This is a genomic window from Gelidibacter salicanalis (assembly GCF_007997285.1).
In the GTDB taxonomy this organism is placed as follows: Bacteria; Bacteroidota; Bacteroidia; order Flavobacteriales; family Flavobacteriaceae; genus Gelidibacter; species Gelidibacter salicanalis.
Genome location: NZ_VORX01000003.1, coordinates 268,214 through 286,338, shown reverse-complemented (window position 1 = coordinate 286,338; position 18,125 = coordinate 268,214). Strand labels below are relative to the sequence as shown.

At 38.7% G+C, this 18,125-nt stretch carries 15 protein-coding genes; all 15 read right to left on the bottom strand.

Translation table 11 applies throughout. The features are described from left to right. Positions 1–13: 13 nt before the first annotated feature. Positions 14–3,718 (bottom strand): ShlB/FhaC/HecB family hemolysin secretion/activation protein, encoded by a 3,705-nt coding sequence (locus ES711_RS07540; protein ID WP_146892204.1) that lies wholly within the window; start codon positions 3,716–3,718, stop codon positions 14–16. A 132-nt stretch (positions 3,719–3,850) separates the two neighbouring features. Next, a complete protein-coding gene (locus ES711_RS07535; RefSeq protein WP_146892201.1) occupies positions 3,851–4,696 on the bottom strand; it encodes an alpha/beta hydrolase family protein in 846 nt (281 codons plus the stop codon). Positions 4,697–4,714: 18 nt separating this feature from the next. After that, entirely contained in the window at positions 4,715–6,004 is a 1,290-nt protein-coding gene (locus ES711_RS07530) for a phenylacetate--CoA ligase family protein (protein ID WP_146892199.1), read from the bottom strand. Then, on the bottom strand, positions 6,001–7,677 hold the full coding sequence (locus ES711_RS07525) for a C45 family peptidase (protein ID WP_146892196.1): 1,677 nt from the start codon (positions 7,675–7,677) through the stop codon (positions 6,001–6,003). The genes ES711_RS07530 and ES711_RS07525 overlap by 4 nt, the downstream gene beginning before the upstream one ends. Continuing rightward, positions 7,670–8,554 (bottom strand): cupin-like domain-containing protein, encoded by an 885-nt coding sequence (locus tag ES711_RS07520; RefSeq protein WP_146892193.1) that lies wholly within the window; start codon positions 8,552–8,554, stop codon positions 7,670–7,672. Before ES711_RS07520 ends, ES711_RS07525 begins: the two co-directional genes overlap by 8 nt. Next, entirely contained in the window at positions 8,541–10,967 is a 2,427-nt protein-coding gene (locus tag ES711_RS07515) for an MMPL family transporter (protein ID WP_146892190.1), read from the bottom strand. Before ES711_RS07515 ends, ES711_RS07520 begins: the two co-directional genes overlap by 14 nt. Further along, positions 10,960–12,159: a DUF2062 domain-containing protein gene (locus ES711_RS07510; RefSeq protein WP_146892187.1), complete on the bottom strand. Its 1,200-nt coding sequence runs from the start codon at positions 12,157–12,159 to the stop codon at positions 10,960–10,962. The genes ES711_RS07515 and ES711_RS07510 overlap by 8 nt, the downstream gene beginning before the upstream one ends. 15 nt (positions 12,160–12,174) lie before the next feature. Continuing rightward, positions 12,175–12,546: a 3-hydroxyacyl-ACP dehydratase gene (locus ES711_RS07505; protein ID WP_146892184.1), complete on the bottom strand. Its 372-nt coding sequence runs from the start codon at positions 12,544–12,546 to the stop codon at positions 12,175–12,177. Positions 12,547–12,574: 28 nt separating this feature from the next. Continuing rightward, complete coding sequence (locus tag ES711_RS07500) at positions 12,575–13,210, bottom strand: LolA family protein (RefSeq protein ID WP_146892182.1); 636 nt, start codon at positions 13,208–13,210, stop codon at positions 12,575–12,577. Continuing rightward, positions 13,200–13,967, bottom strand: coding sequence for a polysaccharide deacetylase family protein (locus tag ES711_RS07495; RefSeq protein ID WP_146892179.1), 768 nt, complete (start codon positions 13,965–13,967; stop codon positions 13,200–13,202). The genes ES711_RS07500 and ES711_RS07495 overlap by 11 nt, the downstream gene beginning before the upstream one ends. After that, the gene (locus ES711_RS07490) at positions 13,964–14,983 is read right to left on the bottom strand and encodes a beta-ketoacyl synthase chain length factor (RefSeq protein ID WP_146892176.1); all 1,020 of its coding nucleotides are present in this window, start codon (positions 14,981–14,983) and stop codon (positions 13,964–13,966) included. The genes ES711_RS07495 and ES711_RS07490 overlap by 4 nt, the downstream gene beginning before the upstream one ends. Next, complete coding sequence (locus ES711_RS07485) at positions 14,980–16,170, bottom strand: beta-ketoacyl-[acyl-carrier-protein] synthase family protein (protein WP_146892174.1); 1,191 nt, start codon at positions 16,168–16,170, stop codon at positions 14,980–14,982. Before ES711_RS07485 ends, ES711_RS07490 begins: the two co-directional genes overlap by 4 nt. A 9-nt stretch (positions 16,171–16,179) precedes the next feature. Beyond that, a complete protein-coding gene (locus tag ES711_RS07480) occupies positions 16,180–16,437 on the bottom strand; it encodes a phosphopantetheine-binding protein (RefSeq protein WP_146892172.1) in 258 nt (85 codons plus the stop codon). Continuing rightward, positions 16,434–17,051: a 3-oxoacyl-ACP synthase gene (locus ES711_RS07475; RefSeq protein ID WP_146892169.1), complete on the bottom strand. Its 618-nt coding sequence runs from the start codon at positions 17,049–17,051 to the stop codon at positions 16,434–16,436. Before ES711_RS07475 ends, ES711_RS07480 begins: the two co-directional genes overlap by 4 nt. A gap of 6 nt (positions 17,052–17,057) precedes the next feature. Beyond that, positions 17,058–18,119: a methyltransferase gene (locus tag ES711_RS07470; RefSeq protein WP_146892167.1), complete on the bottom strand. Its 1,062-nt coding sequence runs from the start codon at positions 18,117–18,119 to the stop codon at positions 17,058–17,060. Between the last annotated feature and the right edge of the window lie 6 nt (positions 18,120–18,125).

The window sequence follows — 18,125 nt, the reverse complement described above, 5'->3', positions numbered from 1 at the left end:
TTGAGCGGATTAATTAAAAACCGAAGCCTAGGCCAACTTGTAAGATGGCATCTTCTTCAGATACAAAATACCCCGCATTAACGGAAAAGGCATTTAAACTACCAATCCAAAATCCGCCACCAACGGAGTTATGCCAGGTGTCTGAATCTTGATTTGGCATCCAAACACGACCATAATCAAAACCACCAAAAATTCCGATGGTTATTGGGGTGATGGCGGTCACGTATTCCTTTAAACGCAATTTTAAATCTGTACTGTGATAAAATGATGATTTTCCAGTAAAACGTTCGTTTCTATAGCCTCTAAGGCCGTTGTCTCCACCGATTGATTGTCCGTGGTAAAACAAAAAGTCTTCTCCAAAATTAGTGCTGATCTCAGCTTTTGAACCTACTACCAAATCTCCGGAAGAAATTAATTTCTTGTCAAAACCTAGCTTAAAGGTAGCATACCCAAATTGGTTATCGTCCAATTTTAAGTTTTTCTTGTAGCCAAGCACGGCATTAAAATAAAGTACGCGGGTTGGAAAATCGAGCGCATCAGCATTTTCATACAATATATCAGCTTCAGCACCAATGTAGTTCTGGTTGTCAAATACGGCTTTTTGACCAAAAGAATTGGTATTGAATAATCTGTCTAAATTGTTCTCTACTTTGAAGTTTTCAAATAGGGCGTGAAAATGGATGCTTCTATAAGCAATCCCAGTTCTCAATTCCAGTTGTTCTACACGTGCTCTGTTAAAGTCCTTGTCAACAGCATCTTCATCATATTTTGTGTCATTGCCATAACCAAAAAAGTTTTTGGCAAATTTTGCACTGGTATAATAGCCTTGGGCTTCAAAATTCCAATTGGGAAAGATGTTCGCAAATGTACCCTCATACTCTAATTCTACAGCACCATAGTTGAAAAAATAATTGGCAGATAAGAAATGTTTGTATCTAAAATCTTCCCCGTTAAAGCCATGATTGGTATAGGTGTCTTTTGCACCAATAAATAAACCATCGTCTGTTTGAAAGCCTAAATTTGGAAAAAAGACGTTGGAATTTTCAATGAATTCTCGGTAGATAAAGGTGTTGGTTTCGTAGAGCGGTGTAAATTGTTTTGCAGGTGTTTTATTCGTAAATTCTGCTTTTTCATCTTTCCAATCGTACACTTTTAACTTCTTACGATTGCTCACATCAAAAACGTCATCACCGTAACCACCTACTAAGCGGATCATGATTTCGCGGTCTCCTTCACCGGACACTTCAAATTTATCATCGTCATTTAAACCATAAATCCAAAGCTCTTTAGTAGCCTCCCTATCAAAGGTACGCTCATAAAAGATTGGGTTTGGTGCATCCGATTTTAAACGCTTTAAAACTACTTTAGTTTTTCCTTGTGGAAGTCTGGTTATTTCAATCTTATCGTCTTTATGGGTTCCGTGAATTACAACTACTTGCTGCATTCTGTCGCCATAACGCTTAGCAATGTCATCAAGGTTCTTTAAACGTCCCTTTAATTTGTTTTTAATGTCTTCTGAAGTGTCGTCCTGAACTTCTACAGGTAATCTTGTAAACGCTTTATCAATAGCTTCATCACTCATACTCGCTTGGATGCTTTTAGCTTCTTCCACCCAAACTGAGGCATCATATTTATTTAAAAATGCCATATCTAGGTTGTTGCCTTCCGCATTAAACCATTTGACATTTTTTATATCTGTATCGTAGGATTGCCAAAAGCGAACGTCTGGCAATAGCATTTTTATGATAGGAATGGCAATACCATCAAATTTTGAGAATGCCGCATCACGATCTCTTGGAATTGGAATAAAACGGACATCATCATCGCTAATTTCGTATTCTAACCAACGCCATTGGTCATGATGACGGTCCCAATCGCCAATGAGCATGTCAAACAAACGTGCGCGAATGTAGGCACGTTGATCAATGCTATATTTTTCGTCTTCATTTAATTTTTCTAAGACGTCTGTAGTACTTTCATTATTAACAATTTTCCCATCTTTTCTTGGTGTGTCACGGGAATACCCCTTAAAATCGCTCTCTTCAGGGTTTGAACGCTCTTCAATAAAGTAAAGTTGATCACCATAATCATCACCTAAAAACTTAAATCCAGGTTGTTTCGGTACATAAAATAACTGTGTGTCTGCATGATTTATACCTGCTGCTTTTGCTAGCGGACTAACCACCAATTGTATATAAGGATGGCTTGTTGTGAAAAAGTCATAAACAGCTGTTTCTGGAAAGCTTCCTCTAAAATCTTCTGCTACGTAAGCCACACCTGGCACTTTAAAACGCAAGAATTTTAATGCATCTTTTTCAAGACCTCTCATGGCATATTCTCGGCCTTCAGAATCTTCAAGTCTCGCTGAGAATGATTGGTGTCCACCACCTTTTTGAGTCACTTTTAAACCGGTATACAAGGTGTCCAATATGGCGATATCTGCAGATACAGGTTTTCCAAAATAACTACGGTAACGGTCTCCCCATATAAATTTGTAAAAACCAGATTTATCCAATTTTTGGGAATCAGTCGTAATTGGTAAGGTTTTAGTGCTTTTTGCGAATGACGGAATAGGGTATTCTGCTTCTTTTTCTGGGAATTTACCGTTCATATCAAATGCAAATGAATCTGCTTCTGTAATGAATTTAACGTCAGAGGATCCATCTTCATAATAGTTGATGATGGCAAATCCTTTCTCACCGTAGCTAAATTTTCCTTCGAAATCTAAAGAACCCCCAACATTGGCGATGGTACCTGGAGATAATTTAGTCCCGGTACGTGACCCTAAAGAACCACTGATGACCTGACGAATATTATCGCTCGCTAAATATTGTAAGCTTTCTTCATGACCGGAAACAATGGTCACACGATCATTGTCTTGAGCTAGAGAACTTACAACAGTGCGTAAATAATTGTAACGTAGCGAGTTGGCTTGTTGTTTAGAAAATCCACCTAAATCCTGAATTTCATTGACGATTGGGCCAAGAATAGGAAGTGCCATGCTTTCTCCAAAGGTGCGGTTGCCTGCGTATTTGCCATTACTGAATAATGGGTGGTGCATCACAATCAACAAATTTTTACCTCTTGAATCTTTGATATAGCCTTCAAATTCTTCATTAAAGCGTCTTTTGGTATTGATGTCAGTACATTTTTCATTGATGCCATTGACCTTGTCCCAATTTATGGAAAACCAATTAGAATCTACATATAAAATATTTAACGTTTCATTGACCTCAACATATTCAAGTGGACAAACATTGTTGGGTTGCACTTCAAAGTTTTTGATTTTATTATCTTTTAAATAATCTTCAACCCATTCAATTTCTTTGGTATCATTGCTACTCCATTCGTGATGGCCTGGTGTAAACACCGTGTGCCCTTTAAAATCTTTGGCAATATCTATTTGAGCTTTAATGTAAGTTTCACGGGTGCTTTTGTCGGCTCCCTTCGGAATATAATCGCCGGTATATAATAAAGTGCTTTCTTTTTCAGCCTTGTCCAAATAAGATTTTAACAATTTTTGAAGTTCCGGATTTGCATCAACCGCTTCAGTGCCCAATCCGCCAGCAACAAAAAACGTATGGATAGGTTTTTTAGAGGCGTCTGATTTTGATGTGATATTCGATTGTGGTTTGTAGGTTGCGCAAGCCGTAACCGTTACAATTGTTACCAGCATCAACATCTTGTTGACTGAAAATTTGAAAGCCTTATTGATCATAGAATAGCGTGTTAATATTGTAAAAACGTGTCAAAAATACTAAAGATTTGAAAAAGTCTGCATATTATAAATTGTTTGATGCATTGACGTATCCATTTAAGAATAATGTTGACTGCATTATTTTAGGGAAGTTTACGAAGTAATGAAGGCGAGACTTTTCTGGATCACCTCTTTTAGTGGCGCTGGCGGATGGTTAAATTGCCAAGGATGGGAAGCCCCAAAAACATGATCGCTGTTGTCAATGGGTAAAAGTAGGCTTTTATTATTCCAAGAATGCAACGCTTCAGCTTCAGTAAAGGCTACTGACGGGTCGTCTTTTGCGTGAATGATAAGGTGTGGAATTTTTATTTTTTTGACCGCCTTTTCAATATGCAATCGTCTTTCATTCGCTTTAAAGTCTTCATAAAATTGGTAATTATGAGGCATCTGTTGCTTCGTTCTGCCGTTTAGCACATATTTTACGCCTTCTTTTTTCCATTGTTCCAATTCGCCGGAAGTAGCGGTGCGTTGTCCAAAATCACTTACCCCTGCCCAAGATATAACTTTAGTGATCCGGTCATCCTCAGATGCTTTAAGGGTGACGATGCCGCCACCACGCGAGTGCCCGATAAGTACTAAATTGTTAGGATTTATCTCGGCTTGAAATGGATTGGACGTTGACCTTAAAAAAGTGATCAGATCCTCTAAATCGTCCAATTCTTTGGAATAGTTGTTCTCTGCAAAGGCTTCCAAGTCTGGAAAATCAATAGGTTGTTCCATAGTGCCGCCATTGTGCGAAAAGTTAAATTTCACAAAAAATAAATCCGCTTCAGCAAAGGCTTTTGCGACCAAATCCCAAGCACCCCAATCTTTGAATCCTTTGTAGCCATGGCAAAAAATGACCATGGGTTTTTGAGTTTCAGTGGCCTTATAAAAAGCGTCCCAAAGGATGGGCTTTTTGGTGGTTCTGTTTAGGATGTTGTTTTTATGGATCTTCATACCTTTAAAATTACGGTATTATTTTCGTTTGTCGATAACTAGGATTGGTTTTCGGCTCAATTTTGGGAAGCGTAGCGCGTCAATCTCTTTTTTGTCGCACCACTCCAATTTTGGAGTTACCCGTAGTTTGGCTCTGAAATGGTCCTTAATTTGACCTAAGAGTTGTTCAGATGGTGTATGTGAAGCGATTTTAATTAAAATTTCATCCGTACCAATGGCATTGTGACTGATTTCAATAACAAAACACTCCAACTCATTAAAATTATTCAGTACATTTTGCATGGCAGGCGGATATAATGTGGTGCCTTTATACTTAATCATTTGCTTTTTTCGACCTGCAATTGGTCCGAGGCGTAGCGTGTTTCGGCCACACACACAAGATTCATGATGCGCTGTCATCATATCGCCAGTTTTGAAACGCAAAAGCGGCATCGCTTCAACGCCCAAAGTGGTGATGGTCAATTCACCTGTTTCTCCTTCTTTTACAGGATTGTTATGCTCATCTAAAAGTTCGGCAATGATGAGTTCCGGGTGTAAATGCCCACCTTGTTGTGAGCTACATTCCGTAAAGGCAGTACTCATTTCAGTAGAAGCATACGTAGAAAACAACGGGATGTTCCAATGCTCGGTGATCTTCTTACCCAATGTATTCAAAGTGAAATCTTCATTTCGGATGGCTTCTCCTATACAAATGGCGCCTTTAATTCCGGATGCATTCAAATCGATATTGTGCTGCTGTGCATATTCAATCATTTTCAATAAAAACGATGGGACGACGATGAGATAAGTGGGTTGAAATTTTAGGATAGAATCCCATTGCAATTCAGGAATTCCGGCGCCCACTCTTATAATTCCAGCGCCCAATTTACGGACGCCTAAAAAGTAAGCCAAACCCGCCATAAAACGACGGTCCATTGTCGTCATTAATTGTAATGTATCGTCTGAACTTACACCCGCACACGCAAATGAAATGGCTTCATTGTAAGCCAATCGTTCTAAATCAGCATCGGTCAAAACGTAGGTTACCGGATCACCTAAAGTCCCTGAAGTGGTAACATAGTCAATGATTTTAGATTTTGGAACGCAGATAAAATCGTCATTAAACTGTTGCAAATCGTCTTTTGTGGTGACGGGAATCTTTGTTAAATCCTCAAGGGTTTGAATCTCTGAAATGTAAAGTTGATGTGTTTCAAAATGCCGCTTGTAAAAAGGGGAATTTTTTGACAGATACGCCAACATGAGCTGCAGTTGATTTTCCTGAAAGGCTTTTATTTCAGCGGCAGATTTGGTTTCTATTTCAGGAATCATTTAAGTTTTCGTTTTAATTTTTTAATGTATTTTGATACTTGCTCAGCGTCCGGAATCGTAGTGATTTCCTTAGTGGCAGCGGTTTCAAAATGTTTCAGTGCGTTTGCAAAATCTCTATGCTGATAATTATATAGCCCTACAAGATAATAGGCTTTCCAATAATTTGGATTTAATTCTGACAACTTTTGAAGCTCGCTATCATCGATTGTTTCTTTTTCATTCAGGCTATGTTCAACCTTTCGTTCTAAAATGCGATACGCTTCGTAATTTTTATAGGCTTCCGTTTCCAAAAATGGATCTTTAGGGAAATTTAATATTGGATTGGACACTGTTACAGTGGAAGGATTACCGTTTCTATTTTCAAAAACAGTATTCAAATCATAAGCTACAAACTCGCCCAATTGGTACGGATTTGCGGACACCCAAACTTTAAGTTCTTCAGGTTTAAATACAATCCCGTGGTGAGCCAACAACTGATTTAACGCTTTTTCATTACCAAATCCGATAGCTTTATCATCTAGACCCTCTTTATTTCGTAATACTGAAACGGCTTTTTCAGGAGTCATTTTATCCTCTTCCTTCAATAATTGTTGCATTCTGTCGTAGCGGTATTGGGAATGGCTATTTTGAATGGTTTTTTTATTGCGACGATCGTTTTTATAGGCATCACTTTGAAAATGGTTAGAACAAATTAATTCATCAGAATTTTCCACCTCGTAAACCCCAAAGTTTTTTGGCGACACTTCAATCAACACCGCTTTTTGGTCAATAGCGCTGCCCACCATTATAGCTTCAGAAACAAACACCTCACGCTTTTTGGCAATAGCAATAGCTTCGTCAATGGTAGAAGCATATTGTAAAATTTCACGTGTCACTATGGAAATAGGTGTTTTAGCAACCAACGGGATTTTAGATTTCCCGGCATTTAAGGTTACAGTCAATCCTTTTTCATTCATCCCCGAAACCACGCCAATAAAGCCGCTCCAAGAAATGGACATGAATTTATAACCGTGGTCAGGATTGATAAACGACACTACTTTGTCTTCAGCAAACTTATCACCAGCATAAAAATCGAAGTTTCTACCTATTAACAACTGTCCGTCTTCCGTTTTTTCATCCCAAGCCGCAAATGAGGTGCAACCTACCAAGGCTAAATCTTGCAACGCATGGCCAATATCGTGGGCGCCGTGCAGGTATAAAGCCCTTAGATACGGGGTGGCAATGGCATCAAAATCGGCAGACATATATCTTGAAATACCATAAATCTCCGCTTTAAATTCTTCCGGTACATGCTGGTACATTTTGCGATTGTACCAAGACAAAAACTTTTTTAAAAATTTCTGCTGCCCTTCAGAAGGCACCATACTTTCTATTTTATCTAAAAAAACACCTTCTTGCTTATAAATAATTTCTTCTGATAAACGACCGGAGATGAGTCCACGTTCCAGCGCATCACCTTCCACATAAAGCTCCCAAAGTCCTTGGGCGTTTTTGGTCAGAAAACTGTTGCCAACAACAAATGTTGAATCATTGATTTTACTGCGCTCAGGAATAGAGGCGTTGTAGCTGCTCACATCGGGAAGATGGTTGAGCGATTTCCGAATGCCGCAAGACGTGAAAGACAGCGCCACCAAGCCGCAGAAAAGAAATTGTATGAAGGGATGCTTAGGCATCTGAATATTTTTTCTTATAATTTTTGTTCATGCGTTTGACCATCTGTTCTTCTTTATAATCTACCCAACCTTGACCGACGGTGCGGCGCATTACGTTTTCAAAAGTTCGCATAAAAACGATGTTTTTGAAGAGTTCAGCCAATCGGCCTATTTTTCTAGGAAAAGCGCGGAGGGTAATGGAAAATCCGCCATCTAAATAAGTAATATAATGCCAATAACCGCTTGGCATGTATAGGGCATCACCGTGTTTCATGTCTACCGAAATACCTTCTGCCAATTTCAGCGCCGGGTATTTTTCAAAATCAGGATGGTCCATATCTATCGTTTCCAGATTGTGAACGGTAAAAGGTACTTTATAGAGATGCTTGGCTTGGTCTGGCGCAAAAAGCGTGACTTGCTTATGTCCATGGAAATGAAAATGCACCAAATCGGCCAAATCCATATCATAATGAGCTAAGACCTTTGAACCCTTGCCGCCAAAGAACATCACCGGTAATTTTTTAAAAAACTTTAAACCAATGTCAGGATAGCTGAAATCGTTCAACAACACCGGCATTTTCTGAAGCACATTAAAGAAAAACATGCGCAAATCCGTAGGCTGCGTTTTTAGGATTTCAATATAATCTACCAACTTCATTTTTTTAGCAGGAGCCACTGAGTTTTGGCGTCCTTTGGTGGGCTCATTGTTGTATAATGGTACTATTTGATCTCCCGCTAAACTTTGAATATAGTCCAGATTCCATTTTTCATAAGCAGGCCATTCTTTAGTCATGTCTTCAATTAAGACAGGCTTTTGAGGCTTAAAATAGTGCTCGATAAAATCTTCTTTGGTGATGGATTTTACTCTGGTAATTGGTGTGGTTTTAATCGTTCCCATTTTTCGGTTTTAAAATAAGAAATTTATATAGCAACGGCTGAATCGTAAACGTAATGAACATGGCCGACAATATACCAATAATAGAGATGCTTGCCAACGAATGTAAGGCAGGATGTTTCGCAAAAATTAAGACGCCAACGCCCAAAATTGTAGTCAAAACGGATAAAATGATAGAGGTTTTATGCGTGGTCATTGATGCCACTCCTGATCTCATACCGTTGGTCATAAAAATACTGTAATCGACACCTAATCCAAAGATAAAGGTGGAAATAATGATGTTAAAAATATTGAATTCCAAATGGAATACGCCCATAATCCCGATAGTGACCACCCAAGTGATGATGATGGGAATGACCGTAACCAGCGTTAATTTCAGATTCCTGTAAAAAAGTAATAATAATAGCATTACCGCAATTAAACAGTAGCCTAAAAGCTTATTAAAATCGTTGTTGAGATGCCCTAACAAGGTTTCATTGATGGCTTGACGATCGATTACCAGGGTGTTATCCGAATTTTTAAATGCGTCTTTGACGTATTGAATATTGCTGTTTTCAACATTTACGACTGAAGAAATGGTCATAAAATCTCCATCTCGTGCGATGAAATCGTCAATGGGAATCACATTCATGGTTTTGTATGCTTCGATGCTGAGCGGCTGAAAGTCATGATCTAAAAGTTCGTAAAACTCTTGAAAAGTTGTTGGTTTAAATCCGAATGTTGTACCGTTTGTAATCAGTTCCGCTTTGGATTGCTCCTTGATTTCTGGCGTCCAAAAGTGATTCCAAGTTGCAATGTGTTCCTGCTGGGTTTTATCTGATGCTACCAACGCACCCACTGAATTGTAACTGATCAGCTTTTGTTGTTGCTCCAGTCCTTGAAGCGTTGCAAAAACACCATCATTCGTTTCTAATACGTGTTGTTCATCGGTGCCAAACGTTACGACATATAAGAATTTTGATGAGATGTTGATGAGTTTGTCCAATGCCGCTTCCGCAGATTTGATCTTTTCCGGTTGAAAGTTTAGGTTGGAAATATCCTTGTTAAATTCCACCCGATGATAGGTAAAGACGCTTAATAGTAGGAGCGCTGCAATCCCGCCGATGACTAATTTATTTTTATGGAAATCATACGCCGCCATGCGGTCCAAGATTGTGGACTTTACATCGGCTTTTGAACTGCCCTTATAAGCTTGCGGAATAAAGATGAGTGCAAAAATAGAAGCGCCTATCACACTGATCGCTGCAAAAATCCCTAAATCTTGAAGTGCTTGCGAATCGACAAACAGCAAACATAAAAACGCCAAAGCAGTGGTTAAGCTGCTCATTAAAATCGGTTTTGAAACGCCGTCATAGAGCTCCTTAACGGTTTCGTTATTTCGAATATGCGTGAGGATGTGCAGCGAATAATCGAGCGTGACACCCAAAAGCACGGCACCAATTCCCAAGGAAATGGCAGAAATTTCCGTTCGAATTACGGATAATGTGGCAATAGCCAATAAACCACCAAAAATTGTTGGCACAAACAAAATGATGGGGATGGTCAGTTTTCTATAAAAAACAATAAAGACTGCCATGAGCAAGACCATAGCAATGGAAACCGTCAGTTGAATATCGCTTTTAATTTGTTTTGCGTTGGCCACCGCAATGAGTGTCCCACCAAAATAGGAGCTTTTAACCTTGCCGGAATAGTCGCTATTTAATTCTTCTTGAAGTTGGTAAAGTTGCTCTGAAAAAACACTGTTTTCGTTAGTATTACTGCTCGGATATTTTGGGGTGATAAATAACAAGAGGTGTTGTTCATCTTTGCTGACCAGAAATCCATCTTTAAGCGTGAACTCATCGGAAATCCCGAGGTGTTGCAAATGTTTGATGCCCATCAATGAAATTCCTAACGGATCTTTGACAATCGTTTTCTTGGCGATAATCCCAGAAGGGGAAATCAATGTTTTGTAATTATTCTCGATGATTTTCGCAATAGAATCTGGATGTAATTTGTTTAAAAGTAATTGGTAATCAGCTTCCTTTAAAAAGAGCGGCGCGTTACTGTAAACAAAATCTAGGGATTCAAAAATGGTTTCGTCTTCTATGTTGCCCTGAACGTCTTTAACGTAATCACTTGAGCGTTTAGACAGTGAATCTAAAAATTGGGTTGCATAATCGGTTAAATCTTCGGAAGAACCATGGTCTTCCCGTTTAATATTGACGATAATTTTATCTGCAAACTGAACTGTGTTTAAAACTTTTTGCAGTTGCTCATTTTCCGAAGTAGTAGGAATTAACTTTGAGATGTCTTCATCAAATTTCAGCGTGGAAGTCATCCAAACAAGTATCCCAAAAAAAACGCATAGCGTAATCACAAAGGCAGATTTATGACTTTGAAAGGTGTTGTATAGTTTATAAAACCACTTAGCCATGGGTCAGTACATTTTTGCGATCAATGATTGAGAAAAATAAATAGCCTAGCACACCAAAAATGAGGGCAGAGGTTGTGGACAGTACAATACTACCCACAAGGTAGGCTTCAAAATGCTGCATCAAATCAAAATTTTCTCGAATACCTTCCAATGTGTAGTGGGATTCGATGCCTAACACCCAATTCCCTACTTGCAAACTCAATAAAAGTACAAGCGGAATAAATGGTGGAAAGCTAATATTTGAGAATGCAAACGCAATTACTTTATTAAGTCGGAGTAAAATTGCCAAGAAGATAACAATGACGGTATGAAAGCCCCAAAGTGGTGATAATCCTAAAAAGACGCCTAAGGCAATCGATAATGCTTTCTTTTTTGGCGAATCCTGATTCCTTAAAAAGTCTTCCAAAAAGAATCGTTTAAGGCCTTTTTTTTTTAGTTTCCTAATCAGGTTTCGGGGAATAATGTAGAACACTCTTACGAGCAAGAACCAAGTGTAAAGCACCACCATTCGGGCAATATCGTTGAAAGGTCTAAAGTGGGAAACACGCTCATTAAGGTCATACAATATGTTGATAGGCACGTGAACAATGTCAATCCCCGCCCAATAGGATTTAACAATAGCCTCAATTTCAAATTCGAATTTTTTGGTGGAATCCATAAATGTTATGGAGGCCATTTCTTTTATGGGATACAACCGAAATCCGGATTGTGAATCCTGAAGTTTCAAGCCTGTAACCGCTTTCATCCAAAAGGTTGACACGCGATTACCTTTTGCACTGGTAGCCAAAACATCCGCAGTATTCATATTGCGGTCGCCGATCATCAGTAGGTTTTTATTTTCAGAATCCTCAAGTGCTTCAATGAAATTGGGAATGTCTGAAGGAAAATGCTGACCATCCGTATCCAAAGTAATGGCAAATTCAAAACCTAATTGAACCGCTTTATTGAACCCGGTTTTTAGTGCGTTGCCTTTTCCTATGTTTTGAGGAAGATGGATTTGAACGATCTCGGGAAACTTTTGCAAAATGGCGGCGGTGCTATCGTTGGAGCCGTCATTAATGATAATAATGTCCTGAGTAAACTCTAAAACGCCAGTAATTACCCTCTCCAAAGTTTTCTCATTGTTATAGGTGGGTAAGACCACACAACAGCGATACAAATTTAGTTTAGATTGGGTTTCTGAAAGCGTCATTGAACAGGAGCGTAGTTAACGTTTCACAAAGGTAACATTACATTTCAAAACTGGCGTTCCGTCGTTAAAAGAAGTGCTATTTTTTATCTTCACATAGTTTCCATCTTCCTGAATTACAATATTAAATTTCAAGTTTGCATTGATATTAGGGTCAACCATGGTTAAAAATTTGACATTGGATGCGGATTCTATAAATAAGGACTGCTGCAGATGATCTTCAGTGAGTTCTTTGATGATTTGAAGCATTGTAACGCCAGGAGTTACAGGGAAATTAGGAAAATGGCCTTCAAAAATGGGATGTTCTTTTTGAATTTTTACCGTTGTTTCAAAGGATTGTGCTTTAGTTATTTCAGACGCAACGATAGTATAGAATTGTTGTAAAAGCATAGCGTTTTTAAATCGTCACGTTAAATTTTTAATTTATAAAAGCATTCTCAGATACTGATGTATTGATTTTTCGGTTAGCGAAAGTAATCAACGTGTAATCGTCATTTGGTTCAATCAATTTTACTTCTTGAACTTCTCCATTCGACTTAGAAAATTTGAGTTCAAAAGATGCCATAAATTTTTTCATACGTTTGTCTTTCGGAATGAATTTCACCAAATACCCTTCGTTAATTTTAAAATAGGCCAAATCAAACTGCGTCTCGTCAAACATATCGCCTTTAATACTGTTGACAATGAGTGTGTTCAAGCTTTTGAAGATTTTGTTGGAGCTCAAATCAATTTGGTCTTTTTTACCTTCATTGTTTACTAGGAGTTGATCATCCTTAAAGATAGCACTATTTTGATACGGTTTCACATATTCCCATTTAACTAGGTTTGGCGCTTTAAACACCAATTTTCCTTCAGATGCAATGGCATTGTCCATGACACTTAAATGCTTGGTTTGCGTAAAATCGCTGACAATGGTTTGGGTGTTTTTCGCCGTATTTTGAACTTTTGCTTTAAATTCTTTTTGTTCAGATGCTGACAGTTTTGTTTGTGACATCGCACTGATCGCAAACAAAAAGGTTACCGCTAAAGTGAATATATACTGTTTAGTGTTCATTGAGAAGTTCATTTATAGTGACCGTTTGATAATCTTGTTTTTGGAGAACTTGCAATAAATGTTCCAAAACTGGCAAGACGTTAGGTTGTTTATCGTGCAGCAAAATAACAGCGCCTGGTTTGAGCTGCTTAGTAATCCGTTTAACGATGCGTTCAGGATTTTTTATGACCGTATCGAAAGACCGAATGCTCCAGCCAATCACCTGTTGTTCAGTAACTGCTAATGCTTGTGCCAGCTTGGGTGTAGTAACACCAAATGGCGGACGGAAGAGTGTCGTTTTCCTATTGGTTAGTTTGTGAATGGCATTATCGGTTTGTTTGATTTCGTCGAGCCAATTTTCTGTCGAATTAAAATCGATCATCAATTCATGAGAAAATGAATGATTGCCAATAGCGTGGCCTTGAGCAACGATGGCTTTGAAAATTTCTGGATACCTTTCAATGTGTTCACCGATACAGAAAAAGGTGGCTTTGGCATTATACTGATTCAGGATATCCAATACTTTAAGAGTATATTCCGGATTTGGGCCATCATCAAAAGTAATGGCGATATTTTTTTGGGTAACTTTCGGATTTGAAGTGAACGCCTTCAAATAAAAGCCCCAACTCATATTAAAACTCCCTAAGGCCATTATCGTAAACCAAAGGATTAATAACAGTATATACCACCACAATGCAATCCCGACCGTGGTATCGAGAATGACCAAAAGCAAAAACAGACTTATGGTAACGAAGCTGGTGATTTTGAAGTTTTTCATCGTTTTAATAAGATAAAACTATGGTCGCGGCCTTTAAATTGGTTGTAGAGTAATATGTATTTGATTTCCGATTTCTCTTCCCCCTTATAAATCAAATCTTTTGGAATGTCCTGACGATTTAGAATTTCATACGCAGTCCACAGCCCAAATGATGAAGCTGTATAAAATTCGCCAATCAAATGTTTGTAATGAAGTTCAGTAGCGTTTTCTAATTCTGTTGAGACATTGTTGTAATAGGAATCAAAAGCATCACCATTTCTACCGGAAATCAATACATCAATCGCAGAAGCTTGAATTTCATTTTTGATTAGAAAATCATTTAACTTCTGTTGTATGGTGTTTTCCGAAACAGTACTGCACACGGCCATATCTACTAATTGAATAGCATTTGATTTCGCTTCAGAAGAAACCACAAAAAACGACGCACCTTCTCCAAACGGCACCTGAATGCCATTAGCATTAGCGTCTTCCATATGTCTCATATGCGTAATGATTTCACTGCCCAATTCGTCAACGCCACCCACTAAAACATGTCGGGCTTCCTCTTGTTGTAATACTAATTGTGCATCCATCAACGCCGATTCAAAAGATACTGCGGCATGGACATAGGTGTTGTTATAGGCTTTACATTTCAATCCCAGGGCAATTTGAGCACCAACCGTGTTGTGTGTAGACTGAATAAAGGAGGTTGGTGTTAAAAATTCTTCGTTATTATCAATTATGGTATTTAAAAATTTTTCGGTGTCCTCAATACAGCCCATACCCGTTCCGGTGATGATAGCATCGGGTTGTCCTAATTGTGCCCTCTGAAGTGCTTTAGTGGCCGCTGAAACACCCATTTTGACGCCGGTGGCCATACGTCGAGAGGCAGAAGACGAGATATAGTCTCTATAATTTGGGTATTTTGCTGGGACTGTACTTCCAGAAACGCTTATGATATCTTCCAAAAACCCATCACTATCAAAAGTGTTTTGAGCTGAAATACTGACGGCGCTATGGAGATAAACGTTTTTCATGACTTTGAAAAAATAAGCGTGGAGCAGTTGCCACCAAATCCAAACGAATTGGACAGGATGTGCTGTACCTCTTTTTTAACTACTGAAGTTACGGGTTGTAATCCGGTTTCAGGCATTGCCGTCTTAAAATTGAGATTAGGAAAAATAGTTTGTTCTCGTAAGGCGATGATTGAAAAAACGGCTTCCACAACGCCAGCTGCTGCTAAGGTATGTCCGGTAAAAGATTTGGTAGAACTGAAATCAGGAATATGGTTTCCAAATACCCGCTGCAGGGCGATGCTTTCAGAAAAATCATTATTTGGAGTTGCTGTGCCGTGAGCGTTGATATAATCGATGTGTTCAGGGTTCAGATCTGCTAATTTTAGGGCTTTTTTCATGGCTAAAAATGCACCTTCTCCATTTTCAGAGGAGGCGGTTTGATGAAATGCATCGTTAGCATTGCCATATCCAGAAAGATAGGCCAATACAGTTTTTTGTTCTTTAACAATTACTTTATCAGATTCTAATACCAAATATGCTGCGGCTTCACCCAAGTTTAAGCCTTTCCTGTCTGCATCAAATGGTGCACAAAGCTCATCAGATTGGATCATTAAAGTTTTAAATCCGTTGATGGTGAATTTAGATAAGGCATCCGTGCCACCTACCACCACACGGTCCAATTTCCTTGCTTTAATCAATCGCGCACCCAACATAATCGCATTGGCGGCGGACGAACATGCGGTACTGATTGTGGTTACAAATTCGATGATGTTTAGCGCATCCGCTATTTTTTGAGTGGAATCTCCCGCGTGATGACTTTGAATGTATTTTTGTGCCTCAGGATCAGTTGCAAATTGTTTCAAATAGAGTTCCGTCATGTCCATTCCGCCTACAGTGGTGGCTGAAATAAACCCTGTACGGTATTGTGAAATAGCGTTAATATTGGCATCTTTAAGCGCCGCTTTTGCCGCAAAAAGTCCTAATAAGCCAGTGCGGGTATAATTGTGGTCTTCGGGGAGTTGTAATTGTATTGTTAAGTCCGCATTAGAAAGCGAAATCTCACCAACTTTAATAAGACCCGAGTGTTTGGTTTGAATATGCTTGAGTGTACCAATGCCACTTTTTGAAGCCAATAGAGACGTCTTGCTCTCTGCAACGGAATGACCAATTGCAGAAATTATGCCCATTCCGGTAATTGCAACGCCCATAGTTTGGTCTTATTTAGCTCTCCTTTCGGTAATATAATCGGCCAGTACAGCCACAGATTTAAATATCTCTTTACCTTCTTTCGGATCGGTCAATTGAATACCGTAATCCTTATCTAACATCACAATTAACTCTAAAGCGTCAATGGAATCTAATCCTAAACCATCACCAAAAAGTACGTCATCATCAGCAATATCAGCAACCGTGAACTCTTCTAAATTCAATTGCTCTATAATCTTCTCCTTCAATTCTTGTCTTAACTCATTCATGTTTTGTATAATCTCTTAATCTCGTTAGGGCTATGTGCAATAATACCATTTTCTTCTACCAAATATAAGAAAGCCTCGTAATTTTTATCATCAAATTCGACCCATCCACATAAGACTTTTTCGGCTTTCTTTCGCTTTAGAAGACTCTGTGCATTGATCCATAAAGGATCGGCATTAAAGCGGTCAAAGATAAAAAAACAATTTTCAGAATGCAGTTGGTGTTTGATGCTAATTTCGCCCATACAAATGTTAGGCAAGGTGTAGACAAAAACGGATGGACTTGGGAAAAATTTTTCGGGATCAGCGATGGAGGCTTGATACGTCCTGTCGGTATCTAAACTTGACGCTTTGTTTGATAAAATTATGGCGATGTTATGTTCATTGTCTGAAGATAAATCAGCGTTTTTTAAGAGGACATCCGCAGCCAAAAATGCCAATTTACTCAAATTGTCCATTTTGTAAAATTTGGGATAATTGGTCTCTAATTGTTTTGCAGCGCTTTTTATAAATGTCGAAAATTCTTGAATGGGACTTGCATTCACATCCTTCCCATCTAAGAAAACACTGCTGTTCTTAATGTGGCAATAGGATGATATGCGATAGGGTTGTTCCAAAAATTATTAACGTTTTTTGCAGACGAGCATGGTGTGATAGTCGCCTAACGCTACATCTTCGTTAATCGTTAATCCAGCCTTTTCAATCAAGGATTCAAACACTGTAGCGGGATACATTTTGCTGTTGCCATTGGCCATTACTGTAAAATAAAGCGAGGTGGCTTCTAGGACGAATTTTGACATCGGGAATTCCTGACGGTCTGTAAAAGTTTCGATGATGATTAGCTCTGTGTCAGCATCCATTGAAGCGACACACGTAGATAGAATTGTCAAAATTTCAGCTTCAGAAAAACAATCTAAAAATTGGCTCATCCAAATGACATCCGCACCCGTTGGAATTTGAGGATTTGGATTTAACCAGTCCATTTCCTGACCGCTAATGCGGTTTCCAAAGCCTGCATCATTGATGTTTTTTAAGGCTTTATTCAATTGCCCTGGCAAATCAATAATTTTCACCTGGATTTTTTCATCATAATTAAAACATTGCAAAGCAAATTTCCCTGTGTTGCCGCCAATATCGAACAAAAGTTTTGGATGATTTTTAAACACGCGTTCTAAAGCTTCTTCAAAAATACCATCCGAATAAAAATGGTCAAATTCAAACCACGATTGTTGTTCTTTTGGCGTTAATTGCGATAGACCTTCATAAATCGTGTCCCATTCTCCTAGCTCTTTTAGGCCTGAAGGTTCTCCAGTTTTGATAGCTTCATCAAGATGAAACAAGCCTTTGTAACAAATGTCGTGCGTAAAGTTGAGGTTGACGTTGACATCTTTACTGTAATTTAAAAAATAGCCTGTTTTGGTCAATTCGTAGATGCCATTTTCGGATTTACTGACTACGCCTGCACTTTCGGAAAATTCTAATAACACGCCAAGACCATAGCGGCTGATGGAAAGTTGGTCAGAAATAGCGTCTATGGTAATGCCGCCGTTATGGCGACTATCAAAAATCAGGTCAAAAACACCCAGTTTTTTTAAGGTGATTGATGATTGGAATATAAAAGGGGCGAAGGCTATTTTTTGTGCTTCCAATAAAGCATCGGCGGCTCTAAGTTCTTTTTTCGACATAAAGGG